We start from the raw sequence: 20,556 nt of genomic DNA on the forward strand, positions 1-20,556 counted from the left end.
GATAGGCCTTGCTCACGCCGCCGTCTCCGGTGCGAACAGCGGTACCCAAAGATCCTGCGATTGTTCGAAACGTACCGTCACCTTCATGCCGATGAACACGCTTTCGGGATCGCAATCGACGATATTGGTGGCGAGCCGTACGTCGTCCTGCTCCTCCAGCGACACCAGCGCGAGCACATACGGCACCGGCAGATCGGGCATCCATTGCTTGTGGTTGACCGTGCAACTCGTGACGACGCCGCGCCCGGAAACCGCGTGCGGCGCGGTGTCGCGGCTTTCGCACTGCGGGCAGAAGCCGGTCGGCGGATGAATCAGATAGTGGCAGGCGTTGCAGCGCTCGATCAGCAGCTTGCCCTCGCCACCGCCTTTCCAGAAGGCTTCGGTATCGCGGTCGGTTGCCGGCAAGGGGCGGGGCACGGTCATAAGGTGTCCTTCACTTCGGCGAGGAGGATTTCGGCGACCGCCTGCGGCCGCGTCTGGAGCAGCTGGTGGCCGGCATCGACGCGCGTGATCGAGGCCGCATTCAAGCGCGCGGCAAAGCGTTCCTGCCAGGGCGGCGTCAGAATGGTGTCGCGCAGGGCGATCACGTAGCGTGCCGGGATATCCCGCACCGCCGCGCAACCCCATTGCGTATCGGTGACGGCGCAGGCCGCGGGCCAGTCGTCGCCGCCGAGGCGACCGAGGAATGCGTCGCGTTCCGCGTCGTCCATGTCGTTGCAGAACATCTCCGCGAAGAGCTGATCGGGCGAGTGAGTCGCAGGGTCGAGCGGCCAGCCGATCTCCGCGTCGTTCGTCCCCTGCAGGCCGGTGCCGAGCATCGCCGCAAGCGTCTGCCCCTCTTCGGGAACCGAGCACGTGAGATAGACGAGCTTCGCGACCTGATCGCGCCGCGCGGCGGCAAGGCGCGGCAACACGGTGCCCGCTTGCGAGTGCCCGACCAAAATCAGCCGGCGTCCGCTGGCGGCGAGATCGTCCGCCAGTTCCTCGACCACGTCGCCAAGCGCGAGCGACGCCACATCCCGGCCGCGCTTCGTCCCACAGCCGGGGACGTCGAGTGTCAGGGTTTCGGGTGCGTCCGGCCCGGCCTGCAGGGCGATCGCGGCGCGCACCTCGTCCCAGATCCAGCTGCCTTGTTTTCCACCGTGCAGGAACGCGATCGCGACAGGTGGCCTCATCCTCATCCGCTCCATCAACGCTTGCACTTTGTGCTGTATTACCTAGTGAACCAGCCCGGATACCCGGTCAATGGCGGCTACAGGAGAACCGAAATGAGCGACGGCGAGCAGAGCGGTCCGCTGGTGCTGGTGGAAAACGAGGGTGGCGTGCGGATCATCACGCTCAACCGGCCCGACCGGCTCAACGCGCTCGAATTCGGGATCATGACCGCGCTGGTCGATGTCGTCGCCGATGCGGCGCGCGATTCGTCGGTCGGCTGCGTCGTCGTGACCGGGGCGGGGCGCGGCTTCTGCGCGGGCGGCGACCTTAAGGACGGTGGTGGCCGGCCGGGACCGGTCGATCCCGGCAAGGGCGGGCGGGTCGAACAGGGTTTCACGCGGCTGCGCGGCTTCATGGAGACGTCGCGCCTGCTGCATGAAATGCCCAAGCCCGTCATCGCGATGGTCAACGGGCCGGTCGCGGGTGCCGGCATCGGCATCGCCGGCGCGTGCGACCTGCGCTTCGCGGGCGAATCCGCCACCTTCCTCAGCGCGTTCGACCGGATCGGCGCGGGCGGCGATTTCGGATCGAGCTGGTTCTGGACCAAGATCCTCGGCACCGGCGTGGCGCGCGAACTGTTCTTCCTGAGCGAGAAGCTCGACGCGCAGACCGCCTTCGCCAAGGGCATCTACACCAAGCTGTTCGCCGATGCCGATCTGCGCACCGAGACGCTGAAGGCCGCGCACAAGCTCGCCGACGGGCCGCGCATGGGCTATCGCTACATGAAGGCCAACCTCAACTTCGCCGAGGACGGCAATTTCGAGGCGGCGCTCGATCACGAGGCGCTCAACATGGGGCTGTCGACGACGGCGACCGCGCAGATCTACAAGGCGCTGAAGGAAGCCAAGGACGCGGCCGGCTAAGCCGCCTTCACCCGCCCGGCCCAGTTTGCGAAACTCTCGATCCGTTCCCAGAACAGCACGCGCGTTCCGGCAAAATTGTGCATGTGGCTCATGCGCGGGCAGACGAAGATGTCGATCGAGCTCGACGAACGGTAGGCGCGGGGCTCGCCCATCACGTCCGCCGTGGTGTCGCGCTCGCCCATGCCGACAAGAACGGGCACGGTGACGGCGGCGGCTTCCGGCGCGACGGTGCCCGGCGTCAGCGAGCTCTGAGCGACCGCGCCCGGCGTGGTCAACGACCCCCAGGGCTGACATTCGACGCCGACCTGCTTTTCCGGGGCGTGGATGTTGAAGAAGCGGGCGAGGTCGATCAGCGCGGCCGCGTTCATCGCGTCATCGTAATCGTCGGTATAGTGGAAGCCCCACAGCATCGGATGCTCGGCGCTGCCCGATGCGGTGGCGGCGGGCAGCCCCGCGACATAGGCCTGCACCGCCGCCCGGTTGACGATCACCGGCGGCGTGTCGCGCAGCAGCGTGTCGCGCGGCAGCCAGGGGGCGACGATCGGCCGGGTGCCGGGCCGCACCGGCGGATGCGTGTGGATCGCCGAATAGCCGAGCACGCCGATCCCGTCGTAGCAATGATAGCGGCCCTGCTGGATGATCGTCATGCAGCCGCCCATCGACTGGCCGATACCGATCTTCAGCGGATCGGCGATGGCGGGAAAGCCGGGCGCGAGCGTGCCCTCGGCAAGCCGGCGCAGGATCTCCGCCTCGGCCGCCATGCTGCCCGCGGCGGTGGCGGTATAGTCGAGCTTGGCAGCGGCATGGATGCTCGACTCGCCGACACCGAGATGATCGACCGAGACGAAGATCCACCCGCGCTGCGCATGCCAGTCCGCCTGCGCGCCGCGGGCCGGCCCCGGCAGATCGACGGTGAAATAGCCGCGCGAATACCCGCCGCCGGGCTTGGCGAAGCAGACGACCGGCGGCGTCGCCAGATCCGCCGGATCGGGGAGCGTAACCGTGATGGCGACGTGCGCCGGCTCGCCGATACCGGCCGCGTCGGTTACGTCGATCTGGAGGTCGATCGCCTGCATCTGCACTCTCCCAAAGCTGCTCGCATCGGTTACCGCGAGTCGTGTCCACAACTGTAGACATAAGCACTTCAGGGGGCTTCGTCCACGACAAGTTGGAGTTGCGCCGCCAGCCAGCGGTTGGTCGCGCCGGGCTCGCCGTCCGCATCGCCGGGCAGCGGCAGCACGCGACTGTAGAGGAACCAGCCGCTGCACAGCATCGAGATGCGCGCCGCCCGCGCGGCCCCGTCGCCGCCGCCCAGCCACGCTGCGATCGGTGCGATGACGTGACGTTCCAGCAGCCGCAGCGCCGTGGCGCGCGAAACCGGATCGGCGGTCGCGAAGATCAGCATCTGGATCGGCTGGATCGTGGTGTCGTTTTCTTGGGTGAAGAAGGCGACGGCGCGCGCGCCGAAATTTTCGCGCGAGCTGTCGAGCAGCGGGGTGACATCGAGCGCGCGCGACAGCGCTTCCTCGAACAGCCGCTGCTTCGGGCCGAAATAGCGGCGGATCAGCGTCGTGTCGCAGCCCGCCGCCGTCGCGATCGCGCGCAGGCCGACATCGCCGTACCCGCGTGACGAGAACGCCTGCTGCGCGGCCAGCAGGATGCGCGCGCGCGTGGCATCGGCGGGGGACGCCGCGCGCGCTTCCACGGGTTTCGGACCGCCTTGCATCAGCGCAGATACGCCGCCGGGGACGGAAAGGGCAATCTCAGCGCGGCGATATGAACAGCGTCTGGTGCCCGCGTGCATACACGCCGTCGCGATCCGAGAAGGTGCTGCTGATGATGCCGAGGCCGTTGCCCGCGGTGTCGGTCAGCGCGTCGATCAGCAGCCAGTCGCCGCGCGGCATCCGGCTGAAGTGAATCGCGATGTCGAGGTTGGGGAAGGTATAGTCGCGGACCGGCAGCACGCTGCCGATCGCGCTGCCCATGTCGCCCAGCATCGCCGCGCGCACCAGCGGCGAGAGCGGCGTACCGGCGACCAGCGGGATCGCGACCCGGCTCCACATTGCGCCGGGCCCCGACTCCCGCAAATCGCCGTACACGATGCGGCGCTGAGTCGCGCCGCGCAGCGCCGGACGGTTGGTCTGGGCGGCATCGGTGAAGGATTCGGGTGGCGGGTATGCAAGGGGCGATTCGACTGCGGGCGTCTCGATCGCGCGAACCAGGAGCGCCGTGCCGCGCGCCGAGACACGCCCGCCAGCCGACAATTCCGCCTCTACCAGGCGGATGCGGGCTCCGTCGCGGCGCGTCGTCACGGTAAGAAAGCTCTCGGCGCGGGGCGCGGTGCCGAGGATGTCGATCGTCAGCCGCGCGACCGACATGCCGCCGCTGACGCCGTCGATCGCGTGGGCCAGGATGCCGCCGATCGCGACGCCGCTGAGATGCGCGCCGTCCCACGGGCTCGCCGCCGCACCCGTCGGCAGGAATCCGGTTGCGGTGGGCTCGAAAAAGGCCTGTGCAGCGGTCGCGTCTTCGGTCAATCAAACTCTCCGAAAAGGAAGGCGTCGCAACCGCGATAACAGGCATTAGAGCTGTTTGACTAGGTTGACCAAGATGTGCATGGCTTAATCGAAGCGCTGCACCGCACGCGATGGAGACGAAGATGGACCTTAGCTATGGCGCGGAGGCAGAGAGCTTTCGAACCGACGTGCGCGATTTCCTGCGCGGCAACTGGCAACCGGGCGCTTTGCGCGGGTCGGAGCTGAAGGCGTATATCAACGCCTTTCGGCTGACCGCGACCGAAGCGGGCTATCTCTATCGCAACATCCCGAAGGAATTCGGCGGTTCGGAACAGCCCGCCGACGTCGTGCGTGCGCAGGTGATCCGTGAGGAATTCGGCCGCGCGCGCGCGCCGATGGAAATCACCGGCAACGGCATGAACATGCTCGTGCCGACGCTGCTCGAAAAGGGTACGCCCGAGCAGAAGGATCTGTTCATCCGCAAGACCATGTCGGGCGAATATCAATGGGGGCAGGGCTATTCGGAGCCCGGCACCGGTTCCGACCTCGCCTCGGTACGCACCAAGGGCGAGCTGGTCGGCGACGAATGGGTCATCAACGGCCAGAAGATCTGGACCAGCCAGGGCGACCGCGCCACGCATATGTTCGCGCTGATCCGCACCGAGCCGCAGGCGAGCAAGCACGCCGGCATCTCCTACATGCTGATCGACCTCGATCAGCCCGGCGTCACGCGCCGCCCGATCCGGCAGATGACGGGCGAGTCGGGTTTCTACGAATTCTTCTTCGACAACGCCAAGACGCCCGCCTCCTGGCTGATCGGCGAGCGCGGCGACGGCTGGAACGTGTCGCGCACGACGCTGAAGCACGAACGCGCGGCGATCGGCTCCGCGACCGGCCTCGGCGCACAGTTCGACAAGCTGGTCGAGCTGGCGGGCGAGGTGACGCGGAACGGCCAGCCCGCGATCAAGGACCCGGAAATCCGCCAGGCGCTGACCCGTATCGAGGGTTATGTGATGGCGCACCGCTACTCCAGCTACCGGCTGTTCAGCCTGGCGGCGGCGGGCGAGGAGGCGGGCATCATCCAGTCGATGATGAAGCTGCTGCTGACCGAGACCGGGCATGAGATGGCGCTGGCCGCACAGGAGCTGATCGGCGACGATGCGCTGGTCGAGCCCGCTTCGGCCGGCACGCGCGGGCGCGGGCCGGAGAAGTGGCTCGATCAGATCATGGGCTCGCTCGGCAATTCGATCGCGGGCGGCACCACCAACATTCAGCGCAACATCATCGCCGAGCGGGGCCTCGGCCTGCCGCGCGATCTGGCGATGGAGACCGACAAGTGAAGTTCCATCCCAGCGAAGAGCAGGTCGCGATCCAGGACGCGGTGCGCGGTACGCTCGCCGATGTCTGGCCCAAGGAGCGCGTCGAGAAATTCGTCGATGGCGAGGCCGATTTCGATCCCGAGAGCTGGCAGGCGCTGATGGCGCTCGGGCTGGGCGGGCTGTTGCTGCCCGAGGATCAGGGTGGCGCGGGCCTCGGGCTGCTCGATGCCGCGATGGTCGTGGAGGTTGCCGGGCAGGCCGCCGCCGCCGGGCCGCTCGGCGCGCAGATGCTGGCGGCCGCGATCGTCGCCCGTTCGACCAACGATGCCGCCAAGGCGCATCTCGACGCGCTGGCGAGCGGTGAAGCGGTCGCGACCTTCGCGTTCGGCGGCGACTGGTTGCCCGAGAGCTGGGACGCGACGCCCGAGGCGGGCAGCGTCCGCTTCGTGCAGTCGGCGGGTGCGGCGCAACTCTTCATCCTCGGCACCAAGGGCGGCGGTCTCGCGCTGGTCGAGGCGGGCGAGGGCGTTTCGATCGAGCCGGTGAAGTCGAGCGACCGCACGCGGCGGCTGTCGACCGTCACTTTCGGGGGCGCAAAGGCGCACGAACTGTTCGCGCCCGGCGATCCCTTCGTCGCGAGGATCTTCGACGCGGCGCTCGTGCTGGTCGCCGCCGACGCGCTGGGCGGCGCGCAATATTGCGTCGATCTGTCGGTCGCCTACGCCAAGGAGCGCGAGCAGTTCGGCCAGCCGATCGGCCGCTTCCAGGCGCTCAAGCACCAGCTCGCGCAGATGGCGCTCGAGGTCGAGCCGGCGCGCGCTTTGGTCTGGTACGCCGGCTATGCGCATGACGCCGATCTGCCCGATGCGGCGCGCGCTGCGGCGATCGCGAAGGCGCATCTCGCCGATCGCTTCGTCTCGGTCGGCCGTGCCGCCGTCGCGGCCCATGGCGGCATCGGCTATACCTGGGAATATGGGCTCAACACCTGGTTCCGCCGCGCGCTGTTCGATCGCGCCTATCTCGGCAGCCCGGCGGTTCACCGCGCACGCGCTGCCGATCTGGCCGGCTGGTGATTGAAGTAGAGCCCGCCGCACGCGGTCTTTCGCTCGCCGGTGCGCCGCTGCCGCGCTTCGAGCGCGCGCCGAGCAACCCGATGGGCGTGTCTCCGCTGCGGCGGCCGGGGTCGGTGCGGCGCACGTCGTCGATCGACGCGACTTGGCCCGAGGGGCGCGACGGCGTCGGCGTGTTCGCCGCCGATGCGCGCGACATCCTGACCCCGGCGGACGGCGGCGCGCCGGTCGTGCTGGCGCAGGACCATGCCGACGTGCTCGCCGATCACCGCGTGATCCGCTCGGTCGCCAGTATGCCGCCGCGCGACGGGCTCGACAGATTGTCCGGCGCTCGCGCCGGCGGCTATCTACGCGCGGCGATCGACGAGGCGCTGCCCGGCGAGCGCACCAACGGCACGCCACTGTACCTGCTGCTCGACGATCTCGCCGGTGCCACGCTGGTCGCGGGTTGGGCCTGGTCGCGCTGGACCGAGGACTGGCTGTCGGCGCGCACGCCCGAGGAGGTCGCCGCGCACATGGCCAATATGGAGGGCATCTGCATCGGCTTCCGTCCCGGCTCCGCCGCGCTCGGACTCGAGGGCAGCCCGCGACCCGAACAGAATGCGACGCGCGTGCCGCCGCTCGTGAACCCGGCCGACCCGGACGGCTGGCATCCGCTGATCGACCGTGGCGGCGTCAACTTCCGCCGTGCCCGGCGCATCGACGTGTGGCGCCAGGACGGGCTGGTCCACATCGATTCGGCCTTTCAGGACAGCGCCAGCGCGCCCGATGGTGGCGACCGTATCGCCGTCCACGAATACCGCCTGCTCGCGACCGCCGATGCCGATGCGACGACGCTGCTATCGGCGCAGGCGATCCCGGGCACTCTGCCCTATGCGGAATGTCCCGCCGCGCCGACCAACCTTGCCGCCATGGTCGGCACGCCGCTCGCCGAATTGCGCTACGCGGTGCTGGTGACGCTCCGCAAGACCGCCGGTTGCACGCACCTCAACGACGCGATGCGGGCGCTCGCCGAGGTGCCGATGCTGGCGGCCAGCCTGGCGTAACGCGCGGCAGCCGGGAGGACATATGGCAAGTATCGGTCAACAACTCGACGCGGTGATGGCGATCGATCCCGCCGCGCCGACCTTCATCGGGCCTGACGAGCGCTGGCGGACGTGGGGCGACTTCGCCGCCGCGATCGCCGCCACCCGCGCGATCCTCGACGACGTCGCGCCTGAGCCGGGCGCGCGCGTCGGCATCCTGCTGCGCAACCGCGCTGCACAGGTGACGGCGATGCTGAGCGTGATCGGCTCCGGCCGGTGCATGGTGGTGCTCAACCCCGCACTGCCCGCGGCGCGCCTGCTCGAGGATGTCGGCACGCTGGAGCTCGCCGCGATCATCGGCGAGGGCGGCGATCTCGATCTTGCGGGGTTTCGCGACCGCGCCGGGGGCGCAGGCACCGCCTTGATCGAGCTGACCGGCGATCTCGCGGCACCGCGGCTCGCCACGCCCGGCGCGCGCGGCCGCGCGCGCGTCGCGCAGGAGGGTGTCGCGCTCGAAATGCTGACGAGCGGCACGACGGGCCCGCCCAAGCGCATCCCGCTCACGCGCATCGCCTTCGAAATGGCGCTGAGCGGGGCGACCGTCTACGAACGCGGCCGCGCGCCCGGCGATGCGCCGAAGCTGCGCGATACCGTTGCGGTGCTGACCAATCCGATCGCGCATATCGGCGGCCTGTTCGCGATCCTCTCGACCCTGCTCGCCGGCCGGCGCGTCTGCATGCTCGAACGCTTCTCGGTCGAGGCATGGCGCAAGGCGATCGTCCAGTATCGGCCCAAGGTCGCCTCCGTCGTGCCCGCGGCTTTGCGCATGGTGCTCGACGCCGATATCCCACCAGAGGATCTGGCGAGCCTGACGGCGCTGCGGTGCGGCACCGCGCCGCTCGATCCGCAGATCGCGCGCGAATTCCTGCAGCGCTACGACCTGCCGGTGCTGCAGAATTACGGTGCGACCGAATTCGTCGGCGGCGTGGCGGGCTGGACGCTGCCCGATTTCCGCGCGCATTTCGAACAAAAGTCGGACTCCTCCGGCCGCCTCCACGCCGATGTCGGCGCGCGCATCGTCGATCCCGACAGTGGGGACGTGCTGCCGGATGGTGCCGAGGGATTGCTCGAACTCAAGACCGCGATGATCGGCGGCGTCGATCGCTGGCACCGCACGACCGATCGCGCGGTGATCGACGCGGATCGCTTCCTGTTCATCCGCGGCCGCGCCGACAATGCGATCATCCGTGGCGGCTTCAAGGTCCATCCCGACGACGTCGTCAAGGCGCTGGAGGCGCATCCGGCGGTACGTGAGGCGTCGGTGGTGGGGCTGCCCGATCCGCGTCTGGGTCAGGTGCCTGCCGCCGCCATCATCCCGCGCAACGGCACCGTCGTCAGCGCCGAGGAATTGCAGGCGTTCGTGCGCGACACGCTTTCGGCATATCAGATCCCGGTGCGCTTCCTGTTCGTCGATACGCTGCCGCGCACGCCGTCGATGAAGCCCGCCTTGCCGGAGGTGGCAAAACTGTTCGCGCACGAAGCGACACCCGCCTGAACGGGCGCCGCCGCCGGGATCAGCGCATCGTCAACACGATCCGCCCGGCGGTTTCGCCGCTGCGCGCCTCGACCATCGCCGCCACGAAATCGTCGAGCGGATAAGTCTTGGCGACCGGGGGGTGGAGATGCCCCGCCTCGTACAGCGCGAACAGCGCGGTGACGTTGGCGGCGGCCAGCTCGGGCTCATATTCGCCGAACTGGCGGACATCGACGCCGATCAGCGACGCGCCCTTCAGCAAGGCGAGGTTGACGGGCAGCTTGGCGATCGACCCGCCCGCGAACCCGATGACGAGCAGGCGGCCGTTCCACGCCAGCGATCGGAAGGCGGGCTCGGTCGCGCTGCCGCCGACGGGATCGATCACGACATCGACGGGCTTGCCATGGTTCGCCGCCTTCACATCGTCGCGCCAGCTTTCGGAACGCGAATCGACCGTCGCATCGGCACCCGCCTGCATCGCCAGCGCGCGCTTGGCATCGGTCGAGGCCGAACCGATCACGACCGCGCCGAGCGCCTTGGCGACCTCGATCGCGGCATAGCCGACCGCGCCGCCCGCGCCGAGCACCAGCACCGTCTCACCGGCCTTGAGCGTGCCGCGCTGGACGAGCGCGTGATAGGCGGTCGCGTAGCTCACGCGGAACACCGCCGCTTCCTCGAAGCGCATCCCGTCCGGGATCGGCGCGGCGAGCTTGGCGGGGATCACCGTATCTTCGGCGATGGCGGCGCCGAACGCGCTGCCGAGCACGCGCTCGCCGATGCGCGCCGGATCGACGCCTTCGCCGACGGCGGTGATGACCCCGGCGAATTCGCTGCCGGGGATGAAGGGCAGGGGCGGCTTGAGCTGATATTCGCCCGCCGCCACCAGCACGTCGACGAAGCTGATGCCGGCGGCGTGGATGCGGATCGCGATCTTGCCGGGGCCGGGCGCTTCGACGGCGCGGTCCTCAAGCATGAAGGTGGAGGGATCGCCGAAGGCGTGGATGATAACCGCGCGGCTCATTTGCCGGTCCACTTCGGTTCGCGCTTCTCCGCGAAGGCGAGTGGGCCCTCCTTCACATCCTGGCTGTCGCGCCATGCGACATAGGCGGGATAGCTCGATTGATGCGTCAGGGCGGCCTCCAGGCTCGGTTCGTCGAGCCCGCGATAGACGACCTCCTTCGATGCGCGCAACGCAGGCGGCGCGGCGCGCAGGATCTCCGCGACCCAGCGCGCGACGGCGGCGTCGAGCTCGCCAGCGGCCACCACTTCGTTGACGAAGCCGAGCCGCAGCCCCTCCGCCGCGCTGACGCGGCGTGCGGTCAGGATCATGCCCATCGCCCGCTTCGGCCCGATCTCGCGTGCCAGCCGGTGCAGCCCGCCGCCGAAGGCGATCGCGCCGACCAGCGGCTCGGGAAGACCGAAACTCGCGCTTTCCACCGCGATGATGAGATCGCAGGCCAGCGCCACCTCGAATCCGCCGCCGAGCGCAAGGCCGTTGACCGCGGCGATCATCGGCTTGGGGCAGTCGAATCGCTCGATCAGGCCGGCATAGCCGTTGCGGGGATAGACGGGATGCTCGCCGCGCACCGCGACCGCCTTCAGGTCGGATCCTGCGCAGAACGCCTTCTCGCCGGCACCTGTGACGACGCAGACGAACTGATCGTCATCGGCGGCGAAATCGTCGAACGCCACCTGCAGCTCGTTGTGCATTCCGCCGTTGATGGCGTTCATCACCTCCGGCCGGTTGAGCGTGACCGTGGTCACGTGGTCGGCCTTCGCGACCGTAATATAGTCCATATGGGTGTCCTCGACGGTCAGGCCGGCGTCCGGCCGCGCACATGCAGCGGTGCAAACAGGGTATCGGGCGATTGATAGTCGATCCGCACCGAACGGTGCGCGATCCGCCAGCCTTCGGCGGTACGCACCAGCCGGTCGGCATAATGGCCGTGATGATCGAGGCCCTGATTCGTCACGACCTGAAAATAGCTGCGCGCGGTCGCGGTGTCGCCGTCGAGTTCGATCAGCGATGTGGTGAGGTGATGGCGCGACAGCTCCAGCGCCGGGTTGCGCGTGCCCTTGCCCGAGAGCCGCGCGGCGATGGCGGCACGCCCGCTGGTCGCCTGGCCCGAAAATTCGATCGTGCCGTCCTCGGTGAACGCACCGGCGAGCGCGTCGATGCGGCCGCGGTCGCCGTTGATGTTGTACACCGCCATCAGGTGGCGGATCGCCTCGCGATCCACTGTCTCGCTCATCGCGTCAGGCTCCTCAGCAGTGCTGCGCGCCAGTCGCCGGGGTCGCGCGCGGCATGAAATTCCGTCTCGAGCCGCTCGACCAGTTCGGCGACGCTCGGCACGTCGTCGATCAGGCCGGTCGAATGGCCGCCGCTCCAGATGTTCTTCCACGCCCGGATGCCCGGTGGCAGATCGGGACGGTGCAGCCCCTTGGGCGGCGGCAGATTGTCGGGATCGAGTCCGTTCTCGATCATCGAAGGGCGCAGGAAACTGGCCGGCATACCGGCGATGGCGTCGGTGAACAGCACGTCCTCGCTCTTGGCATCGACCAGCATCTGCTTGTGCGGATCGAACGTGCCCGATTCGCGCGTCGCGATGAAGCGCGTGCCCATCACCACGATGTCCGCACCGAGCGCGAGGGCGGCGGCGATACCGTTGCCGTCGGCGATGCCGCCCGCCAGCATGATCGTGCCGTCGAAGATACGGCGTACCTGCGGCAGGAAGGCGAAGGGATTGAGCGTGCCGGCATGGCCGCCCGCGCCGCCCGACACCAGCATCAGCCCGTCGACACCCGCCGCGATCGCCTTTTCGGCGAAGCGCATCGTCGTCACGTCGTGGAAGACGGTGCCGCCCCATTCGTGCGCCGCCTCGACCTCCGCCCTGGGATCGCCGAGGTTGGTGAGGATCAGCGGCACCCGCGCTTTCTTGCAGATTTCAAGGCGTTCCGCGCGCACCTGCTGGTCGATCGCGGTCGAGGCGAGCAGGTTGACGCAGAACGGTGCGAAGCGTTCGCCGCGCCCCAGGCTTTCCGCTTCCGCCTCGCGAATCGCGGCGAGCCAGGATTCGAGACTGTCGGGCGCACGCGGGTTGCCGCTCGGGAACGCGCCGATTATGCCCGCCCGGCAGGAGGCGATGACGAGCTCGAGACTCGAACAAATCAACATGGGCGCCTGCATCACCGGCAGGCGCAATTGGGACCAATCGATACTCACCCGTCCTCCCCGGTTGCCGAGCGCCGCCAAAGTGGCTAGCGAAGCGCCGGTCATAGGTAACTAGGTGCAACAGGCCCGTCGAGGGCATTTCGAAAGCGAGCGGGAACGGGCATGGCGATCAAGACGCGGATCACGGAACTTCTGGGCATCGAACATCCGATCGTGCAGGGCGGGATGCAGGGCGTCGGCACTGCCGACATGGCCTCGGCCGTCTCGAACGCGGGCGGCCTCGGCATCATCACCGGCCTCACCCAGCCGACGCCCGAGGCGTTGCGCGAAGAGATCGAGCGTTGCCGCTCGCTGACGTCGAAGCCGTTCGGCGTGAACATGACGGTTTTTCCGACCATCAACTCGCCGGACTACAAGGCGTACGCCCAGGCGATCATCGATAGCGGCGTGAAGGTGCTGGAAACCGCCGGTACGCAGGCGGTGCGCGAGATCTGGGACCAGGTGAAGCCGCACGGCATCGTCGTCCTCCACAAATGCACCGCCGTGCGCCACGCGCTGTCGGCGGAGAAGGCGGGCTGCGACGTCATCTCGATCGACGGCTTCGAATGTGCGGGCCATCCGGGCGAGGACGACATCCCCGGCCTGATCCTGATCCCGGCGGCGGCCGACAAGGTGAAGATCCCGCTGCTCGCCTCGGGCGGCTTCGGCGACGGGCGCGGCCTGGCGGCGGCGCTGGCGCTGGGCGCGGAAGGCATCAACATGGGTACGCGCTTCTGCGCGACGGTGGAGGCGCCGATCCATCCCAACGTCAAGCAGGCCTATATCGACAATGACGAGCGCGGCACCTTCCTGATCTTCCGCAGCTTCAAGAACACCGCGCGCGTCGGCAAGAATGCCGTCTCGGAAGAAGTGGTGCGCCGCCTCGCCGTGCCGGGCGCGAAATTCTCCGACGTGCAGGAACTCGTCGCGGGCACCGCCGGCCGCGAGCTGCTCAAGACCGGCGACCTGTCGAAGGGCGTATTCTGGGCCAGCATGGTGCAGGGCCTGATCCACGACATCCCGACCTGCCAGGTGCTGATCGACCGTATCGTCGCCGACGCCGAAGCGATCATTCGCGGGCGGCTGGCAAACTTTCTCGCCTGATCCTACCTAACGGTTACCTCATTACAGACCAGGAGCATTGCCGTGGCTGAAGCCTATATCGTCGCCGCCGTTCGTACCGCCGGGGGCCGTCGCAACGGCCGTCTGGCCGGCTGGCACCCTGCCGATCTCGGCGGCAAGGTGCTCGACTCGGTCGTCGCCCGCGCCGGCATCGCGCCCGACGCGATCGAGGACGTGATCATGGGCTGCGTCACGCAGGCCGGCGAGCAGGCGACGCAGGTCGGCCGCAACGCCGTGCTCGCCTCCTCGCTGCCGGTCAGCGTTCCGGCGGTGACGATCGACCGCCAGTGCGGATCGTCGCAGCAGGCGATCCAGTTCGCCGCTCAGGCGGTCATGTCGGGCACGCAGGACATCATCATCGCTGCCGGCGTCGAGAGCATGACGCGCGTGCCGATGGGCTCCGCGACGCTGCGCGACACCGGGGTCGATGCCAATTCGCAGGCGATCAAGGATCGTTTCGGCATCACCGGCTTCAGCCAGTTCGGCGGCGCGGAAATGATCGCCAAGAAATGGGGCTTCAGCCGCGAGGATCTCGACGCCTTCGGTCTCGAAAGCCACCTGCGCGCGCAGGCCGCGACCAAGGCCGGCGCGTTCGACAACGAGATCCTGCCGATCGAGATCACGCTGCCCGACGGCACCACCGAGCTGCACGTCGTCGACGAGGGCATCCGCTGGGATGCTTCGGAAGAGGGCATGGCCAAGGTCAAGCTGCTGGTCGAAGGCGGCGTCATCACCGCCGCCACGTCCAGCCAGATCACCGACGGCGCCAGCGCGGTGATGGTCGTGTCCGAGCGTGCGCTGAAGGAGCACAATCTCACGCCGCTCGCCCGCATCGTCAACATGACGGTGACCGCGGGCGATCCCGTCGTCATGCTCGAGGAGCCGCTGTTCGCGACCGACAAGGCGCTGAAGCGCGCCGGCATGAAAATCAGTGACATCGATCTTTATGAGGTCAACGAAGCATTCGCACCAGTACCGATGGCGTGGCTCAAGCATATCGGTGCGGACCACGCCCGCCTCAACGTCAACGGCGGCGCGATCGCGCTCGGCCACCCGCTCGGCGCATCGGGCACCAAGCTGATGGCGACGCTGGTCTACGGCCTCAAGGCGCGCGGCAAGAAATACGGCCTGCAGACGATGTGCGAGGGCGGCGGCGTCGCCAACGTCACGATCATCGAATCGCTGTGACAAGAACGACTTCAGGGAGAAGCTGAGACATGGAAATTAACAACACCACCGCCGCCGTCGTCACCGGCGGCGCTTCGGGCCTCGGCGAAGCCAGCGCGCGCGCGCTGGCGGGCGCGGGCATCAAGGTCACGATCTTCGACCTCAACGAGGAGAAGGGCGAGGCGATCGCCAAGGAAATCGGCGGCGTGTTCGCCAAGGTCAACATCTTGAGCGAAGAGGAAGTCGTCGCCGGCTTCGAAAAGGCGCGTGCGGCGCACGGGCAGGAGCGTATCCTCGTCCACTGCGCGCAGGTTTCGCGCAGCGGCAAGACGATCGGCAAGAACCGCGAGACCGGCGAGTTCAAGCGCTTCTCGACCGCCGACTACGAGTTCTCGATCCTCGGCATCCTCGTCGCCAGCTATCGCCTCGCCTCGCTGTCGGCGATGGGCATGACGACGCTGGAGCCGCTGGAAGACGGCGAGCGCGGCGTCATCACGCTGACCGCATCGGCCGCGGCGCAGGATGCGCAGGTCGGCCAGGTCGCCTATGGCTCGGCCAAGGCGGGCGTCAACGGCCTCGCGCTGCCGATGGCGCGCGACCTGATGGACCTCGGTATCCGCGTCAACTCGATCATGCCCGGCATCTTCGCGACGCCGCCGATGCTCGGCGTGCCGCCCAAGGTGCTCGAAGTGCTGTCGGCGTCGGTGCCGTTCCCGAAGCGTCTCGGCAAGCCGAGCGAATTCGGCAGCCTGGTGCTGGAGCTGGTCCGCAACAGCTATTTCAACGGCCAGAACCTGCGGCTCGACGGCGCCATCCGGATGCCCCCGCGCTGACCGTGCGGGACATCGTCGCGGCGGACCGTGCGCCTTCGGGCTACGCGCCGCTGCTGTTCGCCGACGATGGCTTTATCGGCCGCAACGGGCCGGTCTATGTCGACCGGTCCGGGGCGGAGCCGGTGTTCGGCTTCCGCGTCGGAGAGCGGCACTGCAATCCGATGGGCATCTGCCACGGCGGGTGGACCGCGACGGCGATGGACATGGTGTTGCCGCTGACCGCGCGCTTCACCGTGCCCGATCTCGCCGATCATTTCCTGCTGACCGTCAACATGACGGTCGATTATCTCGGCGCCGCGAAGCTCGGTGACTGGGTGGAGGGGCGCGGCCGCATCCTGAAGCGCACCGGACGGATGGTGTTCGCCGACGGCGTGCTGTCGGTGAACGGCGAGCCGACCGCACGCGGCAACGGTGTGTTCCGCATCGGTCCAGTCGCGCCGCTGATTAACGAGCTCGCCGACGGCTGAGCGGCCGGCTCACGTGCCCGGCACGAACACATAGGACCGGTAGCTTTCGTCGAGCACGTCGGCATGGCCGAGCACGCGGCCGGTGACGCGCGCGGGATCGGCCAGCGCCAGCCGGATCGCGGCTTCCGCGAACTCTGCTTCGGGTGCGAAGTCCTGAAACTCTCGCGCATAATATGCGACGCCGGGTGTGTGGAACGCGCGCGACGGCGAAAGCGCGTTGATCGCGATGGCGCGGTCGCCGACCTCATAGGCGGCCGACAGCGTGAGATGTTCGAGCGCCGCCTTCGATCCGCCATAACCGGCCAGCGAGCCGAAGCGGCGTTCGGGGTAAGGCCCTTCGCCGGGCATCCGCGACGCGCCCGAGGTGACGTTGATGATGCTGCCGTATCCCGCAGCCTCCATGTCGGGCACGACCATCTGCATCAGATCGTAGGCGGCGAACACCATCTCGAAATGACGGCGATAGGCGCGCAGCGGGGTGTTCATAAAACTTGGCCATTCGGCCTTAGCGGCGGGTGTGGCGACGGGCTTCGACGCGGCTGCCCTGGCCGGCGCATCGGCGCGGGGCGGGCCGCCGGGCGCGGTGAAGGCTGCGTTGTTGACGAGGATGGTGATGGGCCCGAGCGCGGCGCGTGCTTCGTCAATCAGCCGCATGCGGTCGGCGGCCTCCATCAGGTCGGCGCGGATCGCGACCGCGCGGCCCCCGGCGGCCTCGATCGCGGCGACCGTCTCGCCGATCGTGCCGGGCAGCCGATCGTCCCATACCTGCTCGGTGCGCGCGACGACGGCGACCCTCGCTCCCTCCGCCGCCATGCCGAGCGCGATCGCGCGGCCGAGGCCCCGGCTTGCGCCCGTAACGATCGCCGTTCGGTTGACCAATCTGCCCATCACCCACTCCTCGGTTCATCTGCGCCGTGCAGGCGCCCGCGATAGCGTCAGTCGAGCCGGAGGGGCACGCCGGGATCGGCTTTTTCCATCGCCGCGCGGTATGCGGGGCGCGCGCCGACGCGCTGCAGATACGCGCGGACGTTGGGAAACGTCGTCAGATCTTTCGGCAGGAAGGCGCGCATCGTTGTCAGCGGAAACACCATCATGACGTCGGCTGCGGTGAAGGCATCGCCTGCGAACCAGGCTGCCGCGCCCAGCCGCGTCTCGACCATCTCCCACGCCCGCGTCGAGCGCGCGGTCAGCGCCGCTACCGCCTTTGGGTCGGGCGCGACGCGCGACACGATCATGTCGACCATGATTGCGGGCATGAACGAGCCGTTGGCGAAATGATACCAGAACAAGAAGTCGGCATAGCCCGGCGCGGCGGGTTCGAGCTTCAACCTCCCGCCGCCGTACACGGCGATGATATAGTCGAAGATCGCGCCCGTCTCTCCGAGCACAAGATCGCCGTCGGAGATGACCGGCGCGGTGCCGAACGGGTGCAGCGCGCGGTAGGCGGCCGGGGCCATCCGGCTCTGCGGATCGCGGTCATAACGGACGAGATCGTAGGCGATCCCCAGCTCCTCGCAGAGCCACACGACACGATCGGATTGCGAGATGCCGAGATGATGGAGCGTGAGCATGAGATCCCTTTCAGACCGCCGCGACCGGTTTGCCCTTCGGCAGCGCGAACGCGAGCGCCGTCGCCACCAGGCTGATCGCGACGATCACGCCCATCGTCAGCATGAACGCGCCGACCGTCGGATACCGCGCGCCGCCCTCGGGTGCTACGACTGTGCTGGTCGCCAGTAGCAGCGTCACGATCTGCGCGCCGATGCCGAGCGATGCCTGGCGCACCACCGTCATCATCCCCGCCGCTTCGCTGGTACGGTCGTGCGGGACGGCATCGACCAGGATCGTCGGGCCGACCGCGAACAGCATCGTCGCCCCGAACGAGATCACGATCAGGATCAGCCCGATGATCAGGATCGAATCGTGGAACGCCATCGCCAGCAGCCAGCCCGCGCTGGTCAGCAGGCCGCCCGCTACCATCACCATCCGCCCGCCGCCGCGCTGCGTCAGCCAGCCCGACAGCGGCCCCGCGAACAGCGAGCTGATGTTCGACGGCAGCTTGACGAGCCCGGCCAGCGTCGCGCTGACGCCGAGGCCGACCATCGTCCATTTCGGCGCCTGCAGCATCACGGAGAAAACGAGCGTGATCTGCAACGTGCTCATCGAGACGAGCGCGGTCGCGAGGTTGGCGACCAGAACCTGCCGGTTGCGGAACAGGCGCACGTCGAACATCGGATCGACCGCCTTCAGGCTCTGGCGAATCCACACGGCGAACAGCGCCGCGCCGCCGATCAATGTCGCGATCGTGCGCGGATCGCCGATGCCCCATTTCGGTCCGCTGCTGATCGCGAGCAGCAGCGCGAGCGTAGCGGGCACGAACAGCAGCCCGCCCAGCCAATCGAGCGGCGCGGTACGCGGTTGAAGCGGCGACGGCGGCAGGCACAGTCGGATCAGCACGAAGGCGAGCGCCGCGAAGCTCGCGCTGGCGACGAACAGTGCGTGCCAGGAATAGAGATCGACGAGCATCCCGCCGATCACCAGCCCGGCCGCGGTGCCGGCCGACGCGCCCGAGATCATCAGGCCGATCGCCATCGGCACGCGTTCCTTGGAGACGTTCTCGCGCACGAGCCCGACGCACAGCGGCAGGATCGCGCCCGCAAGGCCCTCCAGCACGCGCCCCGCGATCAGCACGGCGAAACTTGTCGATACGGCGTTGATGATCGATCCCGTGACGCTGAGCGCCAGCAGGATGAGCAGCACGCGCCGCCGCCCGAACAGATCGCCGAGCCGCCCCGCCACCGCCGCCGCGCCCGCGCCGACAAGCAGGTAGGTCGTTACCAGCCAGCCGACGAGCACCGGATCCTTGAAGGTCGCGATCAGCGCTTTCAGCCCCGCGTAGAGCATCGCCGTGCCGAAGGCCTGGGTCATTTCCGCGACCCACAGAGCGATGATCATCGCGGCGAGGCTGCGTGTTCGCATCAATCCCGCGCCACAAGCATCGCACCAGCGAGCGGCCCGCCGCCCATGCCGACCGCGGCGACCTTCGCGCCCGGCACCTGCCGGTCGCCGCCTTCGCCCCAAAGCTGGAGGCAGGCTTCGTGCAGATGGCCGAAGCCGTGCAGGCGCCCCGCCGACAATTGCCCGCCGCCTGTGTTGGTGGGCAGGCTGCCGCCGATCGCGCTGTGGCCGGCAGCGATGAAATCCTTGGCCTCGCCATGTTTGCAGAAGCCGAAAGCCTCCATCCACATCGGCACGAAGATGCTGAACCCGTCATAGGTCTGCAGCACGTCGACGTCCTTGGGCTTCAGGTCGGTGCGTTTCCACATATCGGCGGCGGCGTCGTGCGAGGCCATTTTGGTGAGATCTGGCTGCTGGTCCCAGGTTTCCTTCTCGTTCATGGCTGCGCCCATCGCCTCGATCCGCAGCGGCGTCTTGCGGCAATCACGCGCGGCGTCGGCGGCGGAGACGATGATGACGCACGCACCGTCGATCGGGACATCGCAGTCGAACAGGCCGAGCGGCGAGGTGATCATGCGCGCGGCGTGATACTCCTCGATCGTCATCGGCTTGCCGTGCATCAGCGCGCGCGGGTTGCCCTGCGCGTTGGCGCGCTGGTTGACCGCGATCGTGCCGAGGTGATCGCGCGTCATGCCGAATTCATGGAAATAGCGCGTTGCCGCCCAGCCAGCCCAGGTTGCCGCCGACATGGCGTAGACCGGCATCAGCCAGCTTGGCCATCCGCCGACGCGCGTGCCGCCACCCGTAGGCAGGCTGGCGCGCCGCTCGGGCGTCTGCGACGAACTTTCGGTCAGTGCGCGAAAGGCGATGACATGCCGCGCCTGCCCGGTTGCGACCGCCATTGCCGCCGTCATGATGCCGGCCGCTTGAGCCGGCCCCTCTGGCGCCGCGCAATGCCAGCGCGTCTTGAGCCCAAGCGCGTTGCGCAGGTCGCCGATGCCGAGCGGCGACATGCCGGGTGATCCGCTCACCCGGCCCGGATAGGTGGTGATGCCGTCGATGTCGTCGCGCGTCAGCCCGGCATCGGCAAGCGCCTCGAGCGTCGCGTCGAGCAGCAGGTCCATCGGCGGCCGGTGCAGATTCCGTCCGAGTTTCGACATGCCGATGCCGGTAATCGTTGCGCCTGTCATCCCGTTCCTCGTTCTCGTTTTGCGAAACTGTAGCCATGTCAGTTCGCGAACGATAGTGCAGACTAA

22 protein-coding genes are annotated in these 20,556 nt (G+C 68.3%); 9 read left to right on the forward strand and 13 right to left on the reverse strand.

Features of this window, described 5'->3' with window-relative positions; all coding sequences use genetic code 11:
- Positions 1-12: 12 nt before the first annotated feature.
- Together Q5H94_RS06950 and Q5H94_RS06955 are read right to left on the reverse strand one after the other, a co-directional pair.
- Positions 13-423, reverse strand: a complete 411-nt coding sequence (locus Q5H94_RS06950) for a Zn-ribbon domain-containing OB-fold protein (RefSeq protein WP_304560526.1) — start codon at positions 421-423, stop codon at positions 13-15.
- Positions 420-1,175 carry an alpha/beta fold hydrolase gene (locus Q5H94_RS06955; RefSeq protein WP_304560527.1) on the reverse strand — a complete coding sequence of 252 codons (756 nt, stop codon included), beginning with the start codon at positions 1,173-1,175 and terminating at the stop codon, positions 420-422. Before Q5H94_RS06955 ends, Q5H94_RS06950 begins: the two co-directional genes overlap by 4 nt.
- A gap of 93 nt (positions 1,176-1,268) precedes the next feature.
- Here Q5H94_RS06955 and Q5H94_RS06960 point away from each other — a divergent pair, with 93 nt between their 5' ends.
- Complete coding sequence (locus tag Q5H94_RS06960; RefSeq protein ID WP_304560528.1) at positions 1,269-2,078, forward strand: enoyl-CoA hydratase-related protein; 810 nt, start codon at positions 1,269-1,271, stop codon at positions 2,076-2,078.
- On the opposite strand, the gene Q5H94_RS06965 is transcribed toward Q5H94_RS06960, so the two are convergent.
- From Q5H94_RS06965 to Q5H94_RS06975, 3 genes are all read right to left on the reverse strand, one after another.
- The gene (locus Q5H94_RS06965) at positions 2,075-3,154 is read right to left on the reverse strand and encodes an alpha/beta fold hydrolase (protein WP_304560529.1); all 1,080 of its coding nucleotides are present in this window, start codon (positions 3,152-3,154) and stop codon (positions 2,075-2,077) included. The genes Q5H94_RS06960 and Q5H94_RS06965 overlap by 4 nt on opposite strands.
- Positions 3,155-3,222: 68 nt before the next feature.
- On the reverse strand, positions 3,223-3,783 hold the full coding sequence (locus Q5H94_RS06970; protein WP_304560530.1) for a TetR/AcrR family transcriptional regulator: 561 nt from the start codon (positions 3,781-3,783) through the stop codon (positions 3,223-3,225).
- 58 nt (positions 3,784-3,841) lie between these two features.
- A complete protein-coding gene (locus Q5H94_RS06975; RefSeq protein ID WP_304560531.1) occupies positions 3,842-4,615 on the reverse strand; it encodes a thioesterase family protein in 774 nt (257 codons plus the stop codon).
- Between the two features lie 122 nt (positions 4,616-4,737).
- Here Q5H94_RS06975 and Q5H94_RS06980 point away from each other — a divergent pair, with 122 nt between their 5' ends.
- The 4 genes from Q5H94_RS06980 to Q5H94_RS06995 are packed head-to-tail and all read left to right on the forward strand — an operon-like array spanning position 4,738 to position 9,563.
- Complete coding sequence (locus tag Q5H94_RS06980; protein ID WP_304560532.1) at positions 4,738-5,934, forward strand: acyl-CoA dehydrogenase family protein; 1,197 nt, start codon at positions 4,738-4,740, stop codon at positions 5,932-5,934.
- Positions 5,931-6,986: an acyl-CoA dehydrogenase family protein gene (locus tag Q5H94_RS06985; protein WP_304560533.1), complete on the forward strand. Its 1,056-nt coding sequence runs from the start codon at positions 5,931-5,933 to the stop codon at positions 6,984-6,986. Before Q5H94_RS06980 ends, Q5H94_RS06985 begins: the two co-directional genes overlap by 4 nt.
- Positions 6,983-8,029 carry a DUF2889 domain-containing protein gene (locus tag Q5H94_RS06990; protein WP_304560534.1) on the forward strand — a complete coding sequence of 349 codons (1,047 nt, stop codon included), beginning with the start codon at positions 6,983-6,985 and terminating at the stop codon, positions 8,027-8,029. Before Q5H94_RS06985 ends, Q5H94_RS06990 begins: the two co-directional genes overlap by 4 nt.
- A 22-nt stretch (positions 8,030-8,051) precedes the next feature.
- The gene (locus tag Q5H94_RS06995) at positions 8,052-9,563 is read left to right on the forward strand and encodes a class I adenylate-forming enzyme family protein (RefSeq protein WP_304560535.1); all 1,512 of its coding nucleotides are present in this window, start codon (positions 8,052-8,054) and stop codon (positions 9,561-9,563) included.
- A gap of 19 nt (positions 9,564-9,582) precedes the next feature.
- Here the strand turns inward: Q5H94_RS06995 and Q5H94_RS07000 are convergent, their stop codons facing one another.
- From Q5H94_RS07000 to Q5H94_RS07015, 4 genes are read right to left on the reverse strand one after another with little or no spacing between them, the layout of a single operon-like run.
- Positions 9,583-10,563, reverse strand: a complete 981-nt coding sequence (locus tag Q5H94_RS07000) for an NADPH:quinone oxidoreductase family protein (RefSeq protein WP_304560536.1) — start codon at positions 10,561-10,563, stop codon at positions 9,583-9,585.
- Complete coding sequence (locus Q5H94_RS07005) at positions 10,560-11,339, reverse strand: enoyl-CoA hydratase-related protein (protein WP_304560537.1); 780 nt, start codon at positions 11,337-11,339, stop codon at positions 10,560-10,562. The genes Q5H94_RS07000 and Q5H94_RS07005 overlap by 4 nt, the downstream gene beginning before the upstream one ends.
- A gap of 17 nt (positions 11,340-11,356) precedes the next feature.
- Positions 11,357-11,794: a nuclear transport factor 2 family protein gene (locus Q5H94_RS07010; RefSeq protein WP_304560538.1), complete on the reverse strand. Its 438-nt coding sequence runs from the start codon at positions 11,792-11,794 to the stop codon at positions 11,357-11,359.
- Positions 11,791-12,819, reverse strand: coding sequence for an NAD(P)H-dependent flavin oxidoreductase (locus Q5H94_RS07015; protein ID WP_304560539.1), 1,029 nt, complete (start codon positions 12,817-12,819; stop codon positions 11,791-11,793). Before Q5H94_RS07015 ends, Q5H94_RS07010 begins: the two co-directional genes overlap by 4 nt.
- 57 nt (positions 12,820-12,876) lie before the next feature.
- Here Q5H94_RS07015 and Q5H94_RS07020 point away from each other — a divergent pair, with 57 nt between their 5' ends.
- From Q5H94_RS07020 to Q5H94_RS07035, 4 genes are read left to right on the forward strand one after another with little or no spacing between them, the layout of a single operon-like run.
- Positions 12,877-13,857 carry an NAD(P)H-dependent flavin oxidoreductase gene (locus Q5H94_RS07020; protein WP_304560540.1) on the forward strand — a complete coding sequence of 327 codons (981 nt, stop codon included), beginning with the start codon at positions 12,877-12,879 and terminating at the stop codon, positions 13,855-13,857.
- Between the two features lie 42 nt (positions 13,858-13,899).
- The gene (locus Q5H94_RS07025; protein WP_304560541.1) at positions 13,900-15,063 is read left to right on the forward strand and encodes an acetyl-CoA C-acetyltransferase; all 1,164 of its coding nucleotides are present in this window, start codon (positions 13,900-13,902) and stop codon (positions 15,061-15,063) included.
- 29 nt (positions 15,064-15,092) lie between these two features.
- Positions 15,093-15,875 (forward strand): SDR family NAD(P)-dependent oxidoreductase, encoded by a 783-nt coding sequence (locus Q5H94_RS07030; RefSeq protein WP_304560542.1) that lies wholly within the window; start codon positions 15,093-15,095, stop codon positions 15,873-15,875.
- 2 nt (positions 15,876-15,877) lie between these two features.
- Complete coding sequence (locus Q5H94_RS07035; protein ID WP_304560543.1) at positions 15,878-16,342, forward strand: PaaI family thioesterase; 465 nt, start codon at positions 15,878-15,880, stop codon at positions 16,340-16,342.
- A 9-nt stretch (positions 16,343-16,351) separates the two neighbouring features.
- Here Q5H94_RS07035 and Q5H94_RS07040 read toward each other — a convergent pair whose 3' ends face one another.
- Genes Q5H94_RS07040 through Q5H94_RS07055 form a run of 4 tightly spaced genes read right to left on the reverse strand, consistent with a single transcriptional unit; the run spans position 16,352 to position 20,490 of the window.
- On the reverse strand, positions 16,352-17,230 hold the full coding sequence (locus Q5H94_RS07040) for an SDR family NAD(P)-dependent oxidoreductase (RefSeq protein WP_304560544.1): 879 nt from the start codon (positions 17,228-17,230) through the stop codon (positions 16,352-16,354).
- A 47-nt stretch (positions 17,231-17,277) separates the two neighbouring features.
- A complete protein-coding gene (locus Q5H94_RS07045; protein ID WP_304560545.1) occupies positions 17,278-17,913 on the reverse strand; it encodes a glutathione S-transferase family protein in 636 nt (211 codons plus the stop codon).
- Positions 17,914-17,923: 10 nt separating this feature from the next.
- Positions 17,924-19,321, reverse strand: a complete 1,398-nt coding sequence (locus Q5H94_RS07050; RefSeq protein ID WP_304560546.1) for an MFS transporter — start codon at positions 19,319-19,321, stop codon at positions 17,924-17,926.
- Positions 19,321-20,490, reverse strand: a complete 1,170-nt coding sequence (locus Q5H94_RS07055) for a thiolase family protein (RefSeq protein WP_304560547.1) — start codon at positions 20,488-20,490, stop codon at positions 19,321-19,323. Before Q5H94_RS07055 ends, Q5H94_RS07050 begins: the two co-directional genes overlap by 1 nt.
- Positions 20,491-20,556: the final 66 nt, after the last annotated feature.

The sequence above is a fragment of the Sphingomonas immobilis genome (assembly GCF_030580995.1).
Lineage (GTDB): Bacteria > Pseudomonadota > Alphaproteobacteria > Sphingomonadales > Sphingomonadaceae > Sphingomonas > Sphingomonas immobilis.

Bases quoted from the DNA above. Each gene is read 5' to 3' on its own strand.
- Q5H94_RS06950 (WP_304560526.1), bottom strand. From the start codon at position 423: ATGACCGTGCCCCGCCCCTTGCCGGCAACCGACCGCGATACCGAAGCC.
- Q5H94_RS06980 (WP_304560532.1), top strand. From the start codon at position 4,738: ATGGACCTTAGCTATGGCGCGGAGGCAGAGAGCTTTCGAACCGACGTG.
- Q5H94_RS07020 (WP_304560540.1), top strand. From the start codon at position 12,877: ATGGCGATCAAGACGCGGATCACGGAACTTCTGGGCATCGAACATCCG.
- Q5H94_RS07050 (WP_304560546.1), bottom strand. From the start codon at position 19,321: ATGCGAACACGCAGCCTCGCCGCGATGATCATCGCTCTGTGGGTCGCG.
- Q5H94_RS07045 (WP_304560545.1), bottom strand. From the start codon at position 17,913: ATGCTCACGCTCCATCATCTCGGCATCTCGCAATCCGATCGTGTCGTG.
- Q5H94_RS06960 (WP_304560528.1), top strand. From the start codon at position 1,269: ATGAGCGACGGCGAGCAGAGCGGTCCGCTGGTGCTGGTGGAAAACGAG.
- Q5H94_RS06995 (WP_304560535.1), top strand. From the start codon at position 8,052: ATGGCAAGTATCGGTCAACAACTCGACGCGGTGATGGCGATCGATCCC.
- Q5H94_RS07015 (WP_304560539.1), bottom strand. From the start codon at position 12,819: ATGACCGGCGCTTCGCTAGCCACTTTGGCGGCGCTCGGCAACCGGGGA.
- Q5H94_RS07010 (WP_304560538.1), bottom strand. From the start codon at position 11,794: ATGAGCGAGACAGTGGATCGCGAGGCGATCCGCCACCTGATGGCGGTG.
- Q5H94_RS06965 (WP_304560529.1), bottom strand. From the start codon at position 3,154: ATGCAGGCGATCGACCTCCAGATCGACGTAACCGACGCGGCCGGTATC.
- Q5H94_RS07000 (WP_304560536.1), bottom strand. From the start codon at position 10,563: ATGAGCCGCGCGGTTATCATCCACGCCTTCGGCGATCCCTCCACCTTC.
- Q5H94_RS07055 (WP_304560547.1), bottom strand. From the start codon at position 20,490: ATGACAGGCGCAACGATTACCGGCATCGGCATGTCGAAACTCGGACGG.
- Q5H94_RS07005 (WP_304560537.1), bottom strand. From the start codon at position 11,339: ATGGACTATATTACGGTCGCGAAGGCCGACCACGTGACCACGGTCACG.
- Q5H94_RS07040 (WP_304560544.1), bottom strand. From the start codon at position 17,230: ATGGGCAGATTGGTCAACCGAACGGCGATCGTTACGGGCGCAAGCCGG.
- Q5H94_RS06955 (WP_304560527.1), bottom strand. From the start codon at position 1,175: ATGAGGCCACCTGTCGCGATCGCGTTCCTGCACGGTGGAAAACAAGGC.
- Q5H94_RS07030 (WP_304560542.1), top strand. From the start codon at position 15,093: ATGGAAATTAACAACACCACCGCCGCCGTCGTCACCGGCGGCGCTTCG.